Raw genomic sequence first — 19,180 nt, forward strand, 5'->3', positions numbered from 1 at the left:
CTGAAATGCTTTAGTTCCTGTAGTATATCTCGGCTCCTGCTCTTGTCGATCAGTTGGGTTCGAATGCACTGTTACGTGGTTACGAGCCAGATCTGACCGAAATTACGCCCTATTTATCATTGCCCGAAAATCCATTTACAGCTACGAATCGTAATTACCAACTACCTGTATTATGTCTGCTTGTTGACTTATAAGCTGAATGAAACCCGTATAAGTACTTAAGTTGACTACGAAAACCAAAACGCTAATTTTTGGTTTATCAATTGTGCAATACAGGTAAGTATTAACCCATGCAGTTAACCCCTTTTGCCTATTGAAGCAGTTTACCGAAAAATACCCTAGTAAGTAAATCTACTAATTCCCACAATGACGATCACGTTCACTCCTATTGAAATTCCGTTTAAAGTGGGCGCTACCGTTTTTGTCAATCAGGAACACGGACAGCGTCTTTCAACATCTAACGGACCCGTTTACCCCTATTTTGAAGCCAAAATCGAACGTATTTTCTTTGATGGACGACTCGAAGAAATGAGCGTAATTGATCAACCCGTCGACACCTACGAACTGAAGGTAGCTACGGCCGTTTATGAACTTAAACCCATTGGCCCCTATCAGGATCTGGTAAAAATGCCATTGCGGCTGAAACTACCCATCAAGGAACCAAAACTATTCGGAACCGAGCAGGAGCTTAAAGCGTATCAGCAATCGACCCAGACTAGCTGGCCGGTCAAGCCTGATCTGGAAGACGCACCGTCTTGAACCAGTACTCTCGAATTGAAATGACCATATCGACCAGTTGGCTGTGGGTGAACGGCTTGTTAATAACTGACTGCGCTCCCAGTTGATAGGCCATAGACACTTTTTCAGTATCGTCAACCCCCGTCAGGATAATGACAGGAATACCGGCCAGTGCCTTATTGATTTTAAGTTGCAGCAGAATCTCAATGCCATCGGGATACGGCATGTATAAATCCAGAAAAATCAAATCTGGTTTGGCGGCTGGCTCTCTGAGTACCTCCAGTAGAATAAGTCCATTGTAGAAAATCCGGAGTCGACAATTCGGTATGAACTGGTGCATGGCCATTTCAAACAGAGCTGCATCTTCTTCATCATCGTCTACTAGATATACTACTTTTTCGAGGTTATTCTCAGGTAGAGATGTCACAGTCATACGCTATACCTTAAAAAGGCATGGATATAGTTTCAGGTAGTAACCAACTAGCGGCCAAACCTTCCCTACGAATTTCATCCATACCGCTAAATCTAAAAATAGATAATTGATTTTCAGTTATTTATAAAAATTATTTATTTTAAACCTGTTTAAACTTCACAAAATTGCTTCTTGATCGGTGTGTTTTTATCATCCCGAGGAACGAGGGATCTTCGGTAAGTCCGTTGAATAGCCAGTTAGTTAAATAAACTCCGATTATACATGGCGATAAGATACCTTTCCAGCACTGCCAGGACGATTTTACGTGCCTGTTCGGTCGGTATCTGGTATTTAACCGAAAATGCATTCGTTAATGAAGAGAGAAGAATCGACAGGCCGGGCGACATATAGGTAACAAGATTATTCAGGGAGACCGTCAACACCTGGTCGTAACTCAGGAAAACAGGATTAGGTGGGGTTACTGGTTCTACAGTAGCCGGTTCAACCTGAGCAGTAGCCCCCGTTTTATTCCATAATCGGGCTACTGTTTCAAATTCCATCCGAAAGCTCGGATTCGTGTATCCATCTTCTATTGCCGTCCGGTGCTTTTCCAGAATCGACTCAACAATCGTTTGGTCCGACAGATCCCAGTACCACCAGTTATCTGCCTCACCTTTTAGCAGGGTATAATGCCGCTGGTAAACGATCCTGAACAGATAAAGCAGCAGTGTATTGAGTGCATCACAATGGTCGCCCGGCATAAACAGAATATGCTGCATGGTAGCTAACCAATGCCCTTTTAATACCGATTCGGGTAGTTCAATCCCGATCTGTTCACGCAGGCCATTTGCCTGATCGACTTCAGCCTCCGTAGGGTTCAAATCCTGTACGAAGCCGCTTAGGTCAGAGAAAACAATCACTTTTTCCCGTTTCCCAAGTTGCTGAAAGCGGTTGATCAATTCGGAGTCTGAACCGACTCCCTGCGCAAACTGCACAACACGAACCTCATCCTCCAGGCGCATAACAAATCGGTTTGTGGGTGATAATATGGTACTGCACTCATCGCGACTGATAGGGACCAAACACTCCTTTCACCGCCATGTTTTCCTTGGAATCCTCTAAAATGATAACCTGATACGTGGCGCCACCGGGCGCTACCCGAACCACAATATGACCCTTGTCGCTCTTTAGCCGATTCAGTAATTCACCAATGACCAGTTTGTTGGCTTCCAGCATATCGGTTGCAAAAACATCCCGATCACCAGGATATATGTCCTGCGAGTACATCCGGTCCAGCACATCATGTCCGGGATGGTCGGACGACCACACAGGTATCACAAATACACGCGGACGAAGGGCCGCCAGCAGGTTGTCATTTTGCGAATCCCGATTACCGTGATGGTCAAGTATGTGCACGTCGACAGGCCCGACTACCTTCGACACGGGCGTTTCAACGTCATTCCAGGCAGGGGACCCAAATCGGACAACGCCCGGCAAATCACCCCCCGAAAAATAATCGAATGCTCCGTAGCGAAGCCGTATGGCAATACTGCACATGTTTTCGGACGGTAGCTGCGAGGTGTTCAGGGACGAGCGGTCGGGAAAGAGTTGCCGGGTGGTCGTTCCCGTACCTGTCCATAATTCCCCATTGGCAATGATGTTTCGGATCTCGAACATATTCGCGTAGGTCGAAGGGTCTTTGTTCAGGGTAATCTGGTCGGCTCGACCGGGCTTACTTCGTTCAAAAACGGTGCCTTTCTGTTTGCTTTGCCAGTCGACAAATGCCCGGTAATTGGTCATCATTGAATTGTTCTGCGGGTAAGGGTAGGCATAATCGGGCCAGCCCCGATCGATCAGTTTATCAATGGGCAGATAAGCTGCTACCTGTGTGATGCCCGTTAACACAAAATTCCCCTGTTCGGCTTTGGGCGATAGGGATGACGGACTTCCCATGTGGTCGTTGTGGAAGTGGGTCAACTGGGCATAGTTCAGCCGGGGCTCTAGCTGACTCATCGTCATGAAGCGCGTAATGTAACGAGCGATCCATTCGCCCGGCTGCCGATCGGCATTGGGTACAGCCCTGGTATTTCGGGGGCTCAACGTCCGTTCAGCCGTTGGATCGAGCGCTCCGGCATCAATCAGCAGCGTTGTTCCATCGGGCAGGATGAAAAACGTAGCATTTCCCCGGCCCGTATTGATATGATGAATATCCAGATTACCTATCTTCCACGGAGCCAGCGTTTGTCCTACGGATTGCGCACTGATGGAAAGGGAGCTTGCTTGTATCAGGGCAATCAATAGCCACAAAATAGCTTTTATCTTCATGATGCGTACCTTGGTAAAAATACCTCTCCTCCTGAAAAGACGCTATTCTGCCTAAACTACCAGCTTATATTACCGGAACAAATGTTTGCAATGGAAGGCGAACAGCCTGATTGCCATCTCTTTTGTGGATACTGAAGCCATTTCATCGCTAAAATTTACGCGTTTATCCGTCTGATTCGTGGCTTGACGCTCGTTTATCGGCCTGGTTGGTGCTGTAGTCGTAGGTTTGTTGGCAGAATATTTATTCATAGTCTACCAATAAACTCGTAATACTCTATGTCTGAGACCCTGCTTATTCTGTTTATCCTCAACCTGGGCACTGCTTTTGGGGCCGGTCTATACGAAAGCCGAATCGTTATTCCCTACTGGTTTCCTAAATCAGTCGCTGGTAGCTATCAGGTCGATACAGCCTCAATCGCCAAATTTGATGTTGGAAGACGCTTTTGGGCATTTGTTACAACCCTTCCACTTACCTTACTCACACTGGCCAATCTGGTCGTTGCGTGGCAAACAACTTCCCCCAATCGTAGCCTGTGGCTTGCCGCAGCCCTCACTGCTCTGATTGAGCGGGTCAGTACGTTCGTTTTTTTTATTCCCACGATCGTACAACTGCAAAACAACAAAACGCCTGAAGCTTTCCAAACCAGTCGTCTGGCATCTTTATGGACTAATGCCAATTACCTACGAAATGCTTTTGTCCTACTGGCCTGGGTTTTGGCACTGCTAGTTATTTCTAACTAGGAGTTACTAAATGTGACTTTTAGAAAAAACGGAGTCTATTAGGATAGCAAGTTTAGCACTATTCTCTTACACAATGAAACGTAAACTTCTTTTACCGATCCCCGGCCCGTGGACGCTCGTTTTTGCTATCTCATTTGCCTTATTCATGCTGTTCGTAAACTTTATCTGGCATCTGTTCAATTAACTAGCTTACCGGGTACAAGCTAAGTAGAAATCCGCGCATAAGGCTCCTGATTGCAGGCTCCTGCCCGCATTACAGCATAGCCCCTTTGATTAGCATAACGTGTTCTACAGACTGATCTTTTAAGTATAGGAACTGCGTTCGTTCAGGATCATCACGATACGATTCAAAATCGGTCTGTGCCGGAAACGTTACGATGTGAATTTCATAGGGGTAACCCATTTCGGTAGCAATGATGGCTTCTCTGGCCGGCCTTGCCCGGTACACCAATACCCCGTTGTGTCGTTGCAGCAAAGGCAACACATGGTCTTCAAACGAATGAAAGGTTTCTTCATGCCCTTCGTGCACGTACAGAATCTGAATGAAGTAAAGCATCGGTTTTAGGCTACAAATGGATTAAAGACAAAGGCACAGAGTACATAGAGAATCGACTATCCACTCTATGTGCTCTGTGCCTAAAGACTATATTACTCGTTTTTATTTCCGCCGACTTTCCAGGAAATGCTCAATCCGGTCGATGGCCAGATTCAGTTCATCGATGGTTGGCAGGCATACAATCCGGAAGTGGTCGTTGTGCGTATAGTTAAACCCGTTACCCGACACAACCAGCACTTTCTGTTCAGTCAGCAGATTCAGCACAAAATCGTCATCGTCTTCCAGATGAAACTGAGTGAGATCGATTTTCGGAAAAATATATAAAGCGCCTTTTGGTTTCACGCAGGAAATGCCGGGGATCGCAATCATACGTTCATAGGCCAGCATCATTTGCTTGTAAAGGCGACCCGTTGGCATCACCAGATCATTGATACTCTGATAACCGCCCAACGCCGTTTGAATGGCAAACTGAGTAGGTACGTTGGCGCAGAGCCGCATACTTGCCAGCAACGTCAGCCCCTCGATATACGACTTGGCTCGTTGCCGGGCCCCGCTCAGAATCATCCAGCCACCCCGAAAGCCAGCCGCCCGATAGTTTTTCGACAGCCCCCCCATCGTGATACACAGGGTATCGTTTACCATCTTGGAAATTGGATAATGAACCGCTCCGTTATAGAGAATGCGGTCGTAGATCTCATCCGAAAAGACAATCAGTTTATGCCGTTCGGCTATCCGGGCAATCCCTTCCAGCGTTGCCTTGTCATACACGGCCCCCGTCGGATTGTTGGGGTTGATGACCACTACGGCTCGCGTACGTGGGGTAATTTTACGTTCCAGATCACGCAGATCAGGGTTCCAGTCCGACGCTTCGTCGCAGGTATAATGAACGGGCTTCCCTCCACAGAAGGCTACCGAAGCCGTCCAGAGCGGGTAATCGGGCGATGGAACCAGCACTTCGTCACCTTCATTAAGCAGGGCCTGCATGGAGAGCATGATCAACTCGCTGACACCATTGCCAATGTAGATGTCGTTGATCGTAATCCCTTGCATGCCAATGTTCTGGGTATGGTGCATGACCGCCTTTCGGGCCGTAAACAATCCACGCGAATCGGCATATCCCTGTGCATTACGGATGTTGAGGATTATATCGTGGACAATTTCGTCAGGCGCATCGAAGCCGAACGTGGCTGGATTCCCGATGTTCAGACTGATGATCTTGTATCCCTGGCTTTCCAGTTCCAGCGATTTCTCATAAATAGGGCCCCGAATGTCGTATTTTAAATGGGTAAGCCGATCACTTTTCAGTATTTCCATCCCAGGTACTTCTACTTCCTCAGGTATTTCGAGGTCAATGCTGTCTAATTCCATCCCGCAAAAGTACAGAAACTATCGAGTAAAATCAGTGGCTAATCAGGCCGTTACCAAAATAATCTATTCGTATTGGCGGTAAATATTCGTCTTTGACAAAACGTTTGAGAAGTCCAAACAAAAATCCCCGCAAACCAGCCGGTTTGCGGGGATGACTACCAACCTATCGCTATATTGTTACCTATTGGGCACGAACAGTACTGCATCCGCAACAATGACCCCATCGGCACCCAGGGTGGATACTTCGACATAATTTTTCTGGCCGGGCGATAACGAGTAGTCCCCTAACGATACCCACTCTCCAGCTGTTTGCCCTTCCACCCGAATATCGGCTTCGCGGATGGTAATTGCTTTCGGCTGTTTGCCATCCGAAACGGTAATGTGTGTGTTTGCCGACGCACCCGCCAGCTTTGGGAAATATAGATATACCCGATACGAACCCGCTTTGGTCACATCGGGCGTGAAGCGCATGGTTTTCGTGGCTCCATCGGCGGTTGTTGAGAAAAAGCTGAGCCCATATGCCCCCTTGTTATCGCGCTTCCACTCGCCGGTATGGGTTACATGGGCGGCATCATCATTATCGACCAGTATTTCGGGCGTGCTGCCATCGGCCAATGGATTGGTTTTAAGTACCTGCTGTAGTTTCTTCACATCAATAGCCTGTACCGACGTGTTGCCATCGATAGCCATGCTGGCGGCAATGGCCGACGACTGAGCCAGTACCATGAAAACAGGCTCCATCCGAATCGATCCGTAGGCGATGTGACTGGCCGACAGACAAACCGGCACCAGCAGGTTTTTACATTCGGCGGCTTTCGGCACTAAACAACGGTAGGCAATCGGATAGGGCGGAAACCCACCCACCTGCACATCGCCTTCGTTCTTCACCATTTTCACGCCATTTTTTTCGATCACAATCCGCTGGCAATTATGCGAGTCCATGGTATAAGCTGCCATACCTACGCCATCCTGAACTACCTCGCGGCCCTGGCAGTTGGCCTGCGTCATGACATACTCGCCAACCATTCGCCGGGCTTCGCGTACATACATCTGGGTCGACCAGTTGCCCGTGTCGGTGTATTCATCTTTAGGGTAGCCAAGTTTGAGCATTTCAGCCTGAATGTCTTTACGCATCCGGGGGTCGTGACCGATAAAATACAGTAGGCCTTTGTTATACAGTTCATGCTGTTTCTGAATCTCTGCCCGACGCGCATAACTTCCTTCCGGATAATCGTAATTCATCCCGATCATATCGGTCGAAAAAGGGCCGTTGTTATTAATGTCGGTCTTATGATTGGGCATCCAGTCCGGTTTAATAATTGTGTTGAAGCCTAGTTTCGGGTTTTTGTCGATGGCCCGTAACAGCAATTCATACCGGGTCGAATCGTACCCTTCGGGCCGGGTAATGGGAATCATATTGGCCGGGTCATTCGTGAGGCAGATGCGGAAGTTATACGTCTGCACCTGTTTATTGCCACTGCCAATCGGCTGCAATTGAGCCGGACTAATGCCCCATAATAAACCACTTTCGGGCTTTCCGGGAATTTTGTACGGGTCAACGCCGTCGACAAACTGGTGCTTATCCAGCAGTTGAACGCCGTTATAGGTTTCGTTGTAAGTCTTGTTATCTTCCCGTCCAACGGTGTAGCTAACCCCCGCTTTGGCCATCAGATCGCCTTCGTAGGTGCAATCCAGAAACATTTTCGCCTGAATCACCCGGTTTCCTCCCCCACCCGTCGACGGTTCAATTGTAATGCTTTGAATGCGATCGCCCTGTTTTTTTGCCGACGCCAGCCGATGGTTATACAGCACATTTACATCGGCGCGTTTAACGTATTCTTTAAACAGGTCCTCCGCCACGTGGGGCTCAAAAATCCACTGTTCAAACTTGCCGTAGTGTTTGCCGATACGGCGGTAATAGTCGCGGGCAATACCAGAGATGGCAAATTTGTTCCCAATGTCGGTGTAGCCCAGGCCACCGGATGTCAGCCCGCCCAGATGACGACCGGGTTCGATCAGGATCACGGACTTACCCATTTTCTTAGCTGTATAGGCGGCCATAACGCCTGCCGATGAGCCGCCATAGACGCACACATCGACCGTCAAGGGACCTGTTTGAGCACTAAGTTTTGTAAAGAGTACAGCGAAACAGGGAATTAGAAGAAGCAGTTTTTTCATAAGGAATGGAAACAAATTGGCGGACACCTATACCCAAAGAAATTTATTGCGTTGCCCTACCCTCAGCGGTCATTATGTCGTCATTGATTGTCATTCAGTTGTCATTGATTTAGTAGCCTAAAGACTACCAATGACAATTGAATGACAATCAATGTCCCATATTAATAGCCGGGATTTTGGGTTAACTGAGGGTTTACGTCGCGTTCCGTTTGAGGGATGGGGTACAGATAATGATGTTCATCGACCAGGATGCTGGGATTTTGGGCTTTCATGGCAGCGATGAGCCGTTTGGTACGGACCAGATCATACCACCGATGCCCTTCGAAAGCCAGTTCCAGCCGTCGTTCGAGCAGCAAACTATCCCGAAACTGAGCCTGACTCAGATTCGCCGTTAAATTGGGTAAACCCGCCCGGTTCCGAATCCGGTTGATATTAGCGTAGGCATCCGTATTGTTTGCCCCCTGTTCATTCAGCGCTTCGGCATACATCAATAGTACGTCGGGATACCGGATAATCGGGAAATTATTACCCCCATCTCCGTTGGCCGTAGCCGAAGGGTCAAGGTATTTATAGACATAACAGGGGAATAAAACGCTGGAAGGGGCTACTGGAGTCGTGGTTGCCGAATAGAGTTTTAACGTAACATTCCGGCGTTTGTCGTCGGCCCGGTAGGCTTTGTACAGGTTTTCGGTTGGAGGATCGTCACCGAAGCCAGCTACCCCATTCACCCGATCAAAATTGGGCCGCATATACCCCTGCATCCAGCTTCCCTCGTTGAATCCACCACTGAGCGCCTGCATTTCAAAGACAGCTTCTTTCCCGTTTTTATTGGCAATCAGAAAGGCATCGGCAAAGTTGGCCCATAAGTCGTACGTACCCAGATCGATAACCTCCTTCGCTTTGGCCGAGGCTTTTGCCCATTCCTGACGTGTCAGATAGACTTTTGCCAGAAACGCCTTGGCAGCCCCTTTGGTAGCCCGCCCTTTATCAGCCGTCGAATAAGAAGTCGGGAGAATGCTCTCGGCTTCGGTAAAATCCTGGATAATCAGGGTATATACATCATCGACCGATGCCCGGGCTACATTGAGTTTGTCCAGCGATGTCGTTTCGGTGGTGACCAGGGGCACGCCACCAAACAAACGGACTAAGGTAAAGTAATAGAAACCCCGCATGAATTTGGCCTCCGCAATGAAACGGGCTTTCGTAGTTTCGTCCATGGCGATCGCTGGCACCCGGCTAATAACGGCATTCGCCCGGTTTATGGCCTGATATACGGTTGACCAGATCGACTGAAACGTTGCCGTTGCCGGGGTAAAGGTAAATTTGTCCAGGTCATTTTTGGGCTGATTGGCGGTCGATCGCCCGTTGCCCCATTCGGCATCGTCGGTTGCCTGGTCCTGTAAAATCCACATGACCTGAGCATACATATTTGCATTGTTCAGCGGATCGTATACAGCACTGACGGCGGCTTTGGCATCGTCCGCATTTTTGTAAAAATTCGTGGGGGTAAAGTTCGATTCCGGCTTCTGGTCCAGCACCTCACAGGCCGTTAAGGTAATGAGCGGAAGCGTGAAAGCGAGCAAGCGCGAACGTTTTCGCCAGCAACTCGCCATCCATTTTGTCGATAAGTTCATACTTGTAAGATGTTTTGATTAGAAACCGACATTTAATCCAAACAGAATCGTTTTAGCCGCCGGGTAGCTGGCATAATCAAATCCCTGGCTACGGCTATCCTGCCCGAATCGGTTTACTTCAGGATCATACCCGGAGTAATTGGTCCAGGTCAGGTAGTTTTGTGCGGTTACGTACACCCGCAGCGACTGGATTTTTAGCGATTTCAGTACTGTATTCGGCAGGTTATAGGCCAGTTGTATATTTTTCAATCGCAGGTACGAGCCATCTTCGATTTGCCGGGTCGAAACGCGGTTGGCCGGTCGGGTAGTCGATGCCCGTGGTATATCGGTATTCGTATTGGTGGGTGTCCACCGATTCAGCATGTCGCGATCCTGATTAGTGGTTGCATTCAGGTATTCCAGCTCGTACCGATTGGCATTGAGGATGTTGTTACCATAAACGCCCTGAAAAAAGGCCGTTAACTCTACCCCTTTGTACGAAAACGTATTGCTGATCCCGCCAATGAATTTGGGTTGTGCCCGGCCGATGATCGTGCGGTCGTTATCATCAATTTTCTTATCGCCGTTCAAATCCAGGTATTTCCGATCGCCGGGTTTACGTGCCTGGGGATCGCTCAGCGCGGCCAGTTCATCGGTGGTCTGATATAGCCCGTTTGTCACATAGCCATAGAAGGTCCCCAGCGGCTCCCCTACCCGGATGATTCCCGAGTTGAGGTTTTGCCCAATGTTCGCGACCTGTCCGGCAAAAATCTGGGGCACACCACCGATGTCCAGTACTTTATTGCGGTTGAGTGAGAAATTCAGGTCGGTCCGCCATTTGAAAGGCCCGTCGAGGTTGTAGGACGACAAGCTCAGTTCAATGCCTTTATTCTCTACTTTTCCAAGATTTTTGATCGCACTCGAAAAGCCCGACGTACTGGGTATGGTCACGTTCAGCAGCAGATCTTTGGTTCGTTTCACATAGAAATCGGCTGTCAGGGTGATTCGATTGTTCAGCAACCCCAGATCAAGCCCCATATCGGCCTGAGTAGTTGTTTCCCAGGATAAATCGGGGTTGGCAATCTGACCGGGGCCAAGACCGGTTGAAACTGCGTTGCCGAACACATAATTCTGCGTTCCAAGCAGAGAGTAAGCCGGGTAGTTACCGATACCATCCTGATTACCCGTCAAACCATAGGTTGCCCGAAATTTGAGATCGCTGATGGCTGACACACTTTTCAAAAACGCTTCTTCGGAGACACGCCAGGCTAGAGCCGCCGACGGGAAATAGCCATACTGTTTGTTGGCCCCAAACCGGGACGAACCATCGGCCCGGAACGAGGCCGTAAGCAGGTATTTATCTTTGTAACTATAGTTGATCCGAGCCAGGTACGATTGCAGTCCCCAGGTACCAACACCCGAACTGGGGGTCAGCGGCACCGAACCCGAACCCAGATTGCTCGAACCCAGATTGTCGTTCACGAAGTTACGGGCCGAAGCCGTACTACTCTCGGTCCGGTTGGCCTGTTGGGTATATCCCAGCAGGGCGGTGATGTTGTGTACCGTATTAAATGCACGGGTGTAGGTCAGCAGGTTTTCATTCAGCCAGGTCATGGATTGGCTGTTGAACAGCGAAGCCGCCCCACCCTGCGCTAGTCCGCTGGATACCGACCGGGGCAGATACGAATCCTGCTTCTGCAAAACGCCATCAATCCCAAGCGACACCCGCAGGTTTAGCCCACTGATAATCTGATAGTCACCAAATACGCTTCCAAACACCCGGTTGGCTATATTGCGGTTTTTACTGTCGTTTGCCAGGGCGACCGGATTATCGGCGGTAAAAGCCAGAGCAGGGTCCGTAATCAGGTAATTGCCATCAGCCCCCCGAATGGGCAAAATGGGAGGAAACTGTAGGGCAGCCATCGTTACCAGTCCGGCACTGCCCAAATCGCCATCGGTACGGGATTGATTCGTTACAGTACGGCTAAGGGTAAGGCTGTTACCAACCTTGATTTTTTCGGTCAGTTTCCGATCCAGGTTCACCCGAAACGAATACCGTTCAAAGTCGGAGTTGACCACAATCCCGTTCTGTTTGAAATACCCACCCGAAAGCGCATACTGCGTTCGTTCGTCACCCCCACTCATCGAGAGCTGATAATTTGCCATGGGGGCCTGCCGAAAAATCTGATCCTGCCAGTCGGTACCTTCACCAAACGCATCAACCTGTGCCTGGGTGTATATGGCCGGCCGTCCTTCGTTGGTATTGGCATCGTTTACAAACTGGGCGTATTCTCGTGCATTCAGGACTGGATATTTCCGCCGAACATTCTGAATACCGTAATAAACATCCAGATTGACGGTCGATTTGCCCGCTTTACCGCGCTTGGTGGTGATGATCACGACACCGTTGGCCCCTCTCGACCCGTAAATGGCCGTTGAAGAAGCATCTTTCAGTACAGAAATGGATTCAATATCGCTCGGATTGAGCGTACTGAGCACATTGAAACTCGAACCACTTCCAGCCCCGTCGTTCTTGAACGGAATACCGTCGATGACATACAACGGCTCGTTGTCCCCCTGAATGGAGTTACCACCCCGAATCCGAATGCTGGTGCTGCTTCCCGGTGCACCCGAGTTCTGGGTTATCTGTACGCCAGCAGCCCGGCCCTGAATGGCCTGATCGAGCGAGGTAACGGCCACCTTGCGAATTTCATCCACCGGAACGGTAGAAACCGCCCCGGTCAGATCGCTTTTCTTTACCTGACCATACCCGACAACTACCACTTCATTCAGCGATTTGGTATCGGGCACGAGTTGCACATCGATACTCGACTGGTTTCGGACGTCCCGCTCCTGACTGATGTACCCAACGAAACTGAATACCAGGGTTATAGCATTGCCCCTGTCATTGGGTACGGTCAGGCTGTAACGCCCCTGGGCGTCGGTCGTCGTGCCGCGTGGTGACCCTTTCACCACCACACTTACGCCCGGCAGGGCTTCACCCGTTTCGCTGGTGACGCGCCCACTCACCCGAACATCATTCTGGTTAAGTTCGGCCATTTGAACGACGGCCAGATTGGCCAATCCTGACAGTTGTACAGGGCCAGCCGTTGTCGTGGTGGTAGCGGCTTCGGGAGTACGGATAATGACCCGATCGGTGTTCTTCGGCGGTAAAATCAGGTATGCTCCCGAACGCAGTTTCTTAAATCGAAGACCAACGGGTTTCAACAAGGCATTCAGATTGGTTTCGAGTCGACTCCCCAGATTAATCGATTCCAGCGGACTAAGGTGCCGGGAAACCACTGACTCTTCGAACAGAATATCGACGCCATAATGCTCTTTCAATTGGAGAAGCGTTTGTTTGAGCGACTGATTCGCCACGCTAATCTCTTTCCCTTTAGTCGATTGCCCGTTGTCGATCTGCTGATTCGTTCGGGCGTAGGCAAGGGTTTGGGCAATGGTATGCCCATAACCAACACTGAGCAACCAACCGGTTATCAGCGCAAACGGTAGTGATTTTGTCATTGAGTAAGCTGGGTTTCGGAAGCAATGGAAAAAACAAGTTTCTGGTCGCGGTGACTGACGTGCAGGCCAAGTAATTCAGCTAAGGCTTCAGCCAGTTCATCGGACGACCCGGCCCGGATGGTTCCGGTGAGTGTCCGCCGTGCCAAGGCCGGATCGGTGAGCTGAACGGTTACCCCAAACACGGCCTGAATCTGATGCGCCACATCGCGCAGTGGGGTATTGTTAAAACTGAACAGTCGGTAACGCCATTGGGCAAATTGAGTCGTATCAGCCTGGGTATGCATCCGTAAAGCGCCCCTATCGTCCAGGGTAACCCGGTCGCCGGGTTGCATAATCAGTTGCTGCTCAGGCCGATCGTCCGCCGTATAATGCAAATTGACCTTACCCCGTTTGAGTACCACTTCAGCCCGATTGATCTGACTTCGAACCGAGAATTCAGTCCCCAGCACCTCCACAGCCAGCCCGTCTGTAGTCTGAACCACAAACGGCTGGTCATTGGGTAGATGCTTTACCGCAAACACGGCATCGCCCGTTAGCAACACATTGCGGGAGAGCCAGCCATAGCCGATTCGGGGCATCCGTAAACTTGAATTACTATTGAGAGCCACCGTTGAGCCATCGGGCAGTTGCAGCGACCGCAGTTGGTACCGATTGGTCGTAATCGTCCTGTAAACGATCTTCTCCCGAAATACCCATCCACCAGCCAGCAAAGCCAGCCCGACCGTAGCCGCAACCAGCCATTTACCGGGATGCCACAGCGGTTGCGCATGCCCTTCAACAGGTCGTAGCGGGGGCGCGTGAATCTCGGAAGGGGCATCGAGCCGCTGTCGGAACAAATCCAGGTGGTGCGCCACATCGGGCGTGTACTGCGGAAAGCCACGCTCCCATTCGTCGAGCCACTGAAAATAGAGTTCACGACTACCGGGCTGGACGAGCCATTCCCCGATCATTTTTTGCTGAACCGACGTAGCCTGTCCGGCAAAGTAGCTAAAAATCAATTCTTTAGAAGGTTGCATACCCGGTGGCTTTATCGTTGAGTATCAGAACAGGGTGGTAAACAACAGGAAGGTCCAGCTTATGAGCCGCTGATTACGAAGTAGTTGCCGCAATGCAGACGTGGCCCGAAGCAGGTGATTCTCGACTGTTTTCGGCGAAATCCCCATTTCCTGAGCAATTTCTTTATAGGACTTCCCTTCAAAGCGGCTTAGCAGGAACACCCGCTGCCGTTGCGTAGGCAATTGCTGAACAGCCTGTTCGACGGCTCGATACAGTTCATCCTGCTGAAGCAACCGATCGGGCTGGGTGGTGTCAAGGTCGGGTCGGTCAAGATGATCAGGCAGAGTTTCCTGGCGGCCTAACTCCCAGCGAAGGCTATTATACGCTCGGTTACGGGCGGCCTGGTACAAATACGCCCGGTAAGAACCGGTGACCTGCTTATAGAGCTCTTTTGTGTAAAACGTGTAGAACAAATCGGCTACCAGGTCTTCAGCAAGCTGTCGGTTATAGACAAACCGAACCACATGACTGCACAACGGAGCGAAATACTGCCGGAAAAGCAATTCACAACCCAGTCGAGGGTCATCGTTGAATGCATTACGGATAAACAATTCACCGTCGTTGGGCATTGGCTGGGGCGCGTCGGTCTGGCTCCTGGCGAGTGGCACTTGTCCATCAGAATCGGGGCTGGTTGGTCGGAGAATAGCAAACACAGGAGCAGGCATTGCGTTGAGGGTCTGGTACTAGAAAGACAAGTTCAGCGCATAAATCCCCCAACCGATTTTTATTTTTTATCCATAAAATGCAAATAACCTCAGCTACTCCCCATCGCTGGGGCTATAACGGCCATAAACACGTGATGCCCACATGCGGGTTGGGTAGTGATTGGCTCCCGATGCCTTTTGGTCTAAAACAACTCATTCATTCCTCTATGTCAATCCGCCGTACCCTTCTGCTGTCGATTTTCGCGTCCCTGTACATTTTTGTCGCAACAGCTCAAACACCTCCTCCGCAAAAGCTGTACATGTACCTGATCTATCACAAGCTGAATCCGGGTCTTACCATTCAGGATGCGCTTCCTGTGGAGCGGGAATGGAAAAAGATCAACCAGGCGGCTGTCGATGAAGGGCGACTGGAAGGCTGGTACATGACCGTAAAGCAGTTTACGTCAAACCCAAACCAGACCGAATACGACTACGTGACGCGTATTATCTCGAAAGAGATGGCCATACGGGGCGCTTCGCCTGAAGCCATGGCCCGCATCTACGGCGACAGTGTACAGGCGAAAATGGCGGACCTCCAGAAGCGGGATCGGAATACGGCGCCGGTAGTAAAAATGGAAATCTGGGAAATCAGCGATGGTGCATATACACCCAGGTTTGCCCCCGACAATACGCAATTCATGATTGTGGAGCGCATGAAACGCCGAACACCGGGAGCTGATTATGAGGGCGTGCTAAAACAAATAAAGAAACTGGGTGAAGAGCGTATTAAACGGGGTAATCTGCTTGCCTGGGATTTTGCATCACTGGTGATTCCGAATGGCAGCGAAAAAGGGTATGAGTTCAGTACCTCACAGTTTGTCAAGAGTCTGAGCGACGTAGCCAATCCGGTTCAGGCCGATTCACCAACGCCCCTAATGCCAGCCCCGGCCTACAAGCAACTCCGAAGTCAGGCAGCCCAAACGTTCGATGTGGTTCGACAAGAAGTGTATCGTTTCATGGAATACACAAACAAACCCGGCAACTAAATCGCTGGCTAGTTCGCTAACAACCTAGCCTGAACGTAAACTTTCTGACCTGTTTATAGTAATGCAAAACAACAATCGGCCTGACAGGCTGATTCTGCATGAATATACCGTTACTACGAACTATGGAAACGAAAGAGAATGATTTACACGGAAATGCACCCGATTCGTCGCCAGTCGTTTTGTTGATTATCGATATGATTAACGACCTGGAATTTCCGGGTGGCGATGAACTGGAAAGCCCTGCCCGTCGAGCTGCGGATGCCATTCTGACCCTAAAACAACGGGCCAGGGCCATAAACATTCCTATTGTTTACGTGAATGATAACTTCGGGAAATGGCGCTCCGATTTTACGGAGGTTACCGACCATGTACTGCACGATGGCGTTCGGGGACGCTACCTGGCAGAAGTGCTTAAACCCGAATCCGACGATTATTTTGTACTGAAGCCGAAGCATTCGGGATTTTACGCCACTACCCTGGACACGCTACTGACCTATCTGAAAGCCAAACATATAGTCTTAACTGGCATCAGTACCGATTCGTGTATTCTGTTTACGGCCAATGATGCCTACATGCGCGACCTGAAGCTGTCCATACCAGCCGACTGTGTAGCCGCTATAAAGCCGACATACACGTCGGAAGCGCTGGCCTACATGAAACGCATGCTCAACGCCGACACGACGCCCTCAACTGAATTGAATCTGGCCGAATTGGTTCAGGCACAGACGCAAAAGCCATTAGAGGCTGTTTGAGTTCGTGAGCGCAGGTTCTTACAACCTGCCTCATGAGGTTTCTCAAAACCGAACGGTATGTCTGGCTCAGTTTTACGAAACCTCGCCAGGGCAGATTTGAGAATCTGCCCTTACCCTACCTGGGCCAAACGCTTTAAGTTGACTAAGCCAAACAACTTCTAAGCGTTTTACGTAATTGGTTTAACCAGCAGCTAACGACCAAAGGAGCTGATGGATAATGAGACCACTCGAGACCACAAACATAGCTCCCTACCTTTACATCCCTGTTTGGTTGGGCTGTAAACTTTCCGGCTTGACGAGCGTCCTGTCGACAGAAAGTTGTCCATGAAGGGCCAGCTAAAATTACGCTTCAGAAGGAATTATAATTCTTGCTTTTATACCAATTTCTTGTAATAAATATAAAAGGCCGCTCCCATCGATGAGTTCAATAGGCTTGTCTTTTGAAAATTGATGAGCATCTGAACCATACCAGCTTGTTGTAACCAGAATACCTTTAGTAGCTCCTTCATTTATCATTGTTCCATATAAATCTCTAACTGCCGATACTCCGACAAGATTTTTGTATCTTTTTGCCTGAATAACAATTTTCCCTCCAAGTACAGGTCTTAAATCAAAAGCTACTGCATCAATACCACCATCTTTTGAAGACCTCGTTTGTTTTGTTTCAAGGCCCATTTTTGAGAATAAATTCGTTACAAGATTTTCAAATTCAAATGGATTTAATTCCATTAAGTTAGGACTAATATCAAGTGTAGAAATAATATCTTCTTCTGTAACATACCTTTTATCCACCATTGAGAATTCCTTAAGAGGTTTCACTGGCACAAGTTCACTCGGAGAAGACGATATTTTAGCAGAAAGGCTTTGAAGGCATTTTATAGGCTCAACTCTCGCAAGATTAATTTTTATGAACTCTGATTTACTTGTGGATATACTTAATAATGTCGGGAATATAGTTTTCCCTATACCTTTATCTACTGTTTCGACAAACCCATTGAAAATGACGACTTCAACAGAGTTCGATTGATCTGATTCTACAATCTCATGGATAGTCCTGATTGCAATACTTGCGATTAGGCTTTTATAACAAGCGTCAATTTCAGCTTTTTTTCGGGGTTTTTCTTCAATGATATCTTTTGTTTTGACGTACTTGTATTCCAAAATGTTCGGAACTACCTCTATAGTAGGTAGCTTAAATTCAACTAATAATTCACCTGAATTTTTGTTAAAGGCTACTTTGTAATCTCTTTCCCAATCAAAATTATACTCAGAGTTTTCGAGAACGAGACTAACGTAAGACGCTACTGCTTCTTCATTACCTAGAAAATATAAATTTTTAAACTCTTCAATTTCTTGAATTTTCCTATGATATTCTGAATCGTAATTTTCCTTTTTCTTTTGTACTTTTAATTTATATTTCTCAATTTCATTACTTTTCTCTTTAATATTCTGTTCCCAATCTTTATGAGCTACCCGAAAATCATTTTTTGCTCGTTCAATTTTATCTAACCATTTTAATTTTACTGAATTGAACAAATTGCCCCAAATAGGCATTTTCCCAACACTATCTATAAACAAGACTTCTGAAGGTTCAACAGGTAATTCTAAAATTTTAGCAGGTAACTCCTCAGAAGGCGGTAGATACTCAGGCTTTAAAGTTTCAAAATTTATAGTATCGTCAATTTCAAGGGTTTCTGGTATAATTCCAGTGGCTAAATATGTGAACTTTACTTTATCTTCAATTGTAAGTTCTTCAGCTTCTTTTAATCTTAGTTCTAAATATTCTTGTTTGGCTCTTTTCAGGCTTTCTTTTTCATATTTGATATGTTCTCTTTCTATAGCTTTTTCATATCTTATTCGTGCAGAAGCCTGCCTACGTTGTTCTGCTTCATATCTACGTGATGCCCTTGCACCTGCTCTTGCGGCTGATACTAAAATCCCTGTAAAGCTACGAGCCATAAATTAAATTATTTGTTTAGCTATCAATTCTTCTAACAAAGAAGAACTTGGCAAAGGTTTACTACAGAGATCTACCATCTGTCAATAGAAGTTGACTAACTTGATTTAAAAAACGTACCTAACTGGGGAGTTTCCCCTATCGCAGGTGACCTAAAAAAGTGCCCCAACTTAGGCGGTTACTTTGTCAACTGGAGTCAGCAAACGAGCCAAAACCGCCAGGTTAAGGGACGCGCTTACTGTCGCACACATACCCACAAACAAGCACTG

General features: G+C 48.4%; 15 protein-coding genes. 4 read left to right on the plus strand and 11 right to left on the minus strand.

Annotated elements, in window-relative coordinates; genetic code table 11:
* The first annotated feature begins 366 nt into the window (after window positions 1-366).
* Window positions 367-759: a hypothetical protein gene (locus tag BGO59_RS15275; protein WP_293684489.1), complete on the plus strand. Its 393-nt coding sequence runs from the start codon at window positions 367-369 to the stop codon at window positions 757-759.
* Here the strand turns inward: BGO59_RS15275 and BGO59_RS15280 are convergent.
* The 3 genes from BGO59_RS15280 to BGO59_RS15290 all read right to left on the minus strand — a co-directional run bounded on the left by BGO59_RS15280 (window position 728) and on the right by BGO59_RS15290 (window position 3,475).
* Window positions 728-1,171 carry a response regulator gene (locus tag BGO59_RS15280; protein WP_293684490.1) on the minus strand — a complete coding sequence of 148 codons (444 nt, stop codon included), beginning with the start codon at window positions 1,169-1,171 and terminating at the stop codon, window positions 728-730. The genes BGO59_RS15275 and BGO59_RS15280 overlap by 32 nt on opposite strands.
* A gap of 236 nt (window positions 1,172-1,407) precedes the next feature.
* A complete protein-coding gene (locus BGO59_RS15285) occupies window positions 1,408-2,172 on the minus strand; it encodes a DUF5958 family protein (protein WP_293684491.1) in 765 nt (254 codons plus the stop codon).
* A gap of 37 nt (window positions 2,173-2,209) precedes the next feature.
* On the minus strand, window positions 2,210-3,475 hold the full coding sequence (locus tag BGO59_RS15290; RefSeq protein ID WP_293684492.1) for a hypothetical protein: 1,266 nt from the start codon (window positions 3,473-3,475) through the stop codon (window positions 2,210-2,212).
* A gap of 276 nt (window positions 3,476-3,751) precedes the next feature.
* Here BGO59_RS15290 and BGO59_RS15295 point away from each other — a divergent pair, with 276 nt between their 5' ends.
* Window positions 3,752-4,216 (plus strand): DUF1772 domain-containing protein, encoded by a 465-nt coding sequence (locus BGO59_RS15295; protein WP_293684493.1) that lies wholly within the window; start codon window positions 3,752-3,754, stop codon window positions 4,214-4,216.
* Window positions 4,217-4,469: 253 nt separating this feature from the next.
* On the opposite strand, the gene BGO59_RS15300 is transcribed toward BGO59_RS15295, so the two are convergent.
* From BGO59_RS15300 to BGO59_RS15330, 7 genes are all read right to left on the minus strand, one after another.
* Window positions 4,470-4,772: a DUF1330 domain-containing protein gene (locus tag BGO59_RS15300; protein WP_293684494.1), complete on the minus strand. Its 303-nt coding sequence runs from the start codon at window positions 4,770-4,772 to the stop codon at window positions 4,470-4,472.
* A 102-nt stretch (window positions 4,773-4,874) separates the two neighbouring features.
* Window positions 4,875-6,086: a pyridoxal phosphate-dependent aminotransferase gene (locus tag BGO59_RS15305; protein WP_293684565.1), complete on the minus strand. Its 1,212-nt coding sequence runs from the start codon at window positions 6,084-6,086 to the stop codon at window positions 4,875-4,877.
* Window positions 6,087-6,317: 231 nt separating this feature from the next.
* The gene (locus tag BGO59_RS15310; RefSeq protein ID WP_293684495.1) at window positions 6,318-8,318 is read right to left on the minus strand and encodes an FAD-dependent oxidoreductase; all 2,001 of its coding nucleotides are present in this window, start codon (window positions 8,316-8,318) and stop codon (window positions 6,318-6,320) included.
* Window positions 8,319-8,479: 161 nt separating this feature from the next.
* Complete coding sequence (locus BGO59_RS15315; RefSeq protein WP_293684496.1) at window positions 8,480-9,952, minus strand: RagB/SusD family nutrient uptake outer membrane protein; 1,473 nt, start codon at window positions 9,950-9,952, stop codon at window positions 8,480-8,482.
* A gap of 18 nt (window positions 9,953-9,970) precedes the next feature.
* Window positions 9,971-13,456: a TonB-dependent receptor gene (locus BGO59_RS15320; protein WP_293684497.1), complete on the minus strand. Its 3,486-nt coding sequence runs from the start codon at window positions 13,454-13,456 to the stop codon at window positions 9,971-9,973.
* Window positions 13,453-14,472, minus strand: coding sequence for a FecR family protein (locus tag BGO59_RS15325; RefSeq protein ID WP_293684498.1), 1,020 nt, complete (start codon window positions 14,470-14,472; stop codon window positions 13,453-13,455). Before BGO59_RS15325 ends, BGO59_RS15320 begins: the two co-directional genes overlap by 4 nt.
* A 24-nt stretch (window positions 14,473-14,496) precedes the next feature.
* Complete coding sequence (locus BGO59_RS15330; RefSeq protein WP_293684499.1) at window positions 14,497-15,177, minus strand: sigma-70 family RNA polymerase sigma factor; 681 nt, start codon at window positions 15,175-15,177, stop codon at window positions 14,497-14,499.
* A gap of 206 nt (window positions 15,178-15,383) precedes the next feature.
* Here BGO59_RS15330 and BGO59_RS15335 point away from each other — a divergent pair, with 206 nt between their 5' ends.
* Both BGO59_RS15335 and BGO59_RS15340 read left to right on the plus strand, forming a co-directional pair.
* The gene (locus tag BGO59_RS15335; RefSeq protein ID WP_293684500.1) at window positions 15,384-16,202 is read left to right on the plus strand and encodes a hypothetical protein; all 819 of its coding nucleotides are present in this window, start codon (window positions 15,384-15,386) and stop codon (window positions 16,200-16,202) included.
* Between the two features lie 122 nt (window positions 16,203-16,324).
* Window positions 16,325-16,954, plus strand: coding sequence for an isochorismatase family cysteine hydrolase (locus tag BGO59_RS15340; RefSeq protein WP_293684501.1), 630 nt, complete (start codon window positions 16,325-16,327; stop codon window positions 16,952-16,954).
* Window positions 16,955-17,296: 342 nt separating this feature from the next.
* Here the strand turns inward: BGO59_RS15340 and BGO59_RS15345 are convergent, their stop codons facing one another.
* Entirely contained in the window at window positions 17,297-18,913 is a 1,617-nt protein-coding gene (locus tag BGO59_RS15345) for a restriction endonuclease (protein ID WP_293684502.1), read from the minus strand.
* Window positions 18,914-19,180 lie beyond the last annotated feature (267 nt).

Origin of the sequence: Spirosoma sp. 48-14 (genome assembly GCF_001898575.1) — a bacterium.
Lineage (GTDB): Bacteria > Bacteroidota > Bacteroidia > Cytophagales > Spirosomataceae > Spirosoma.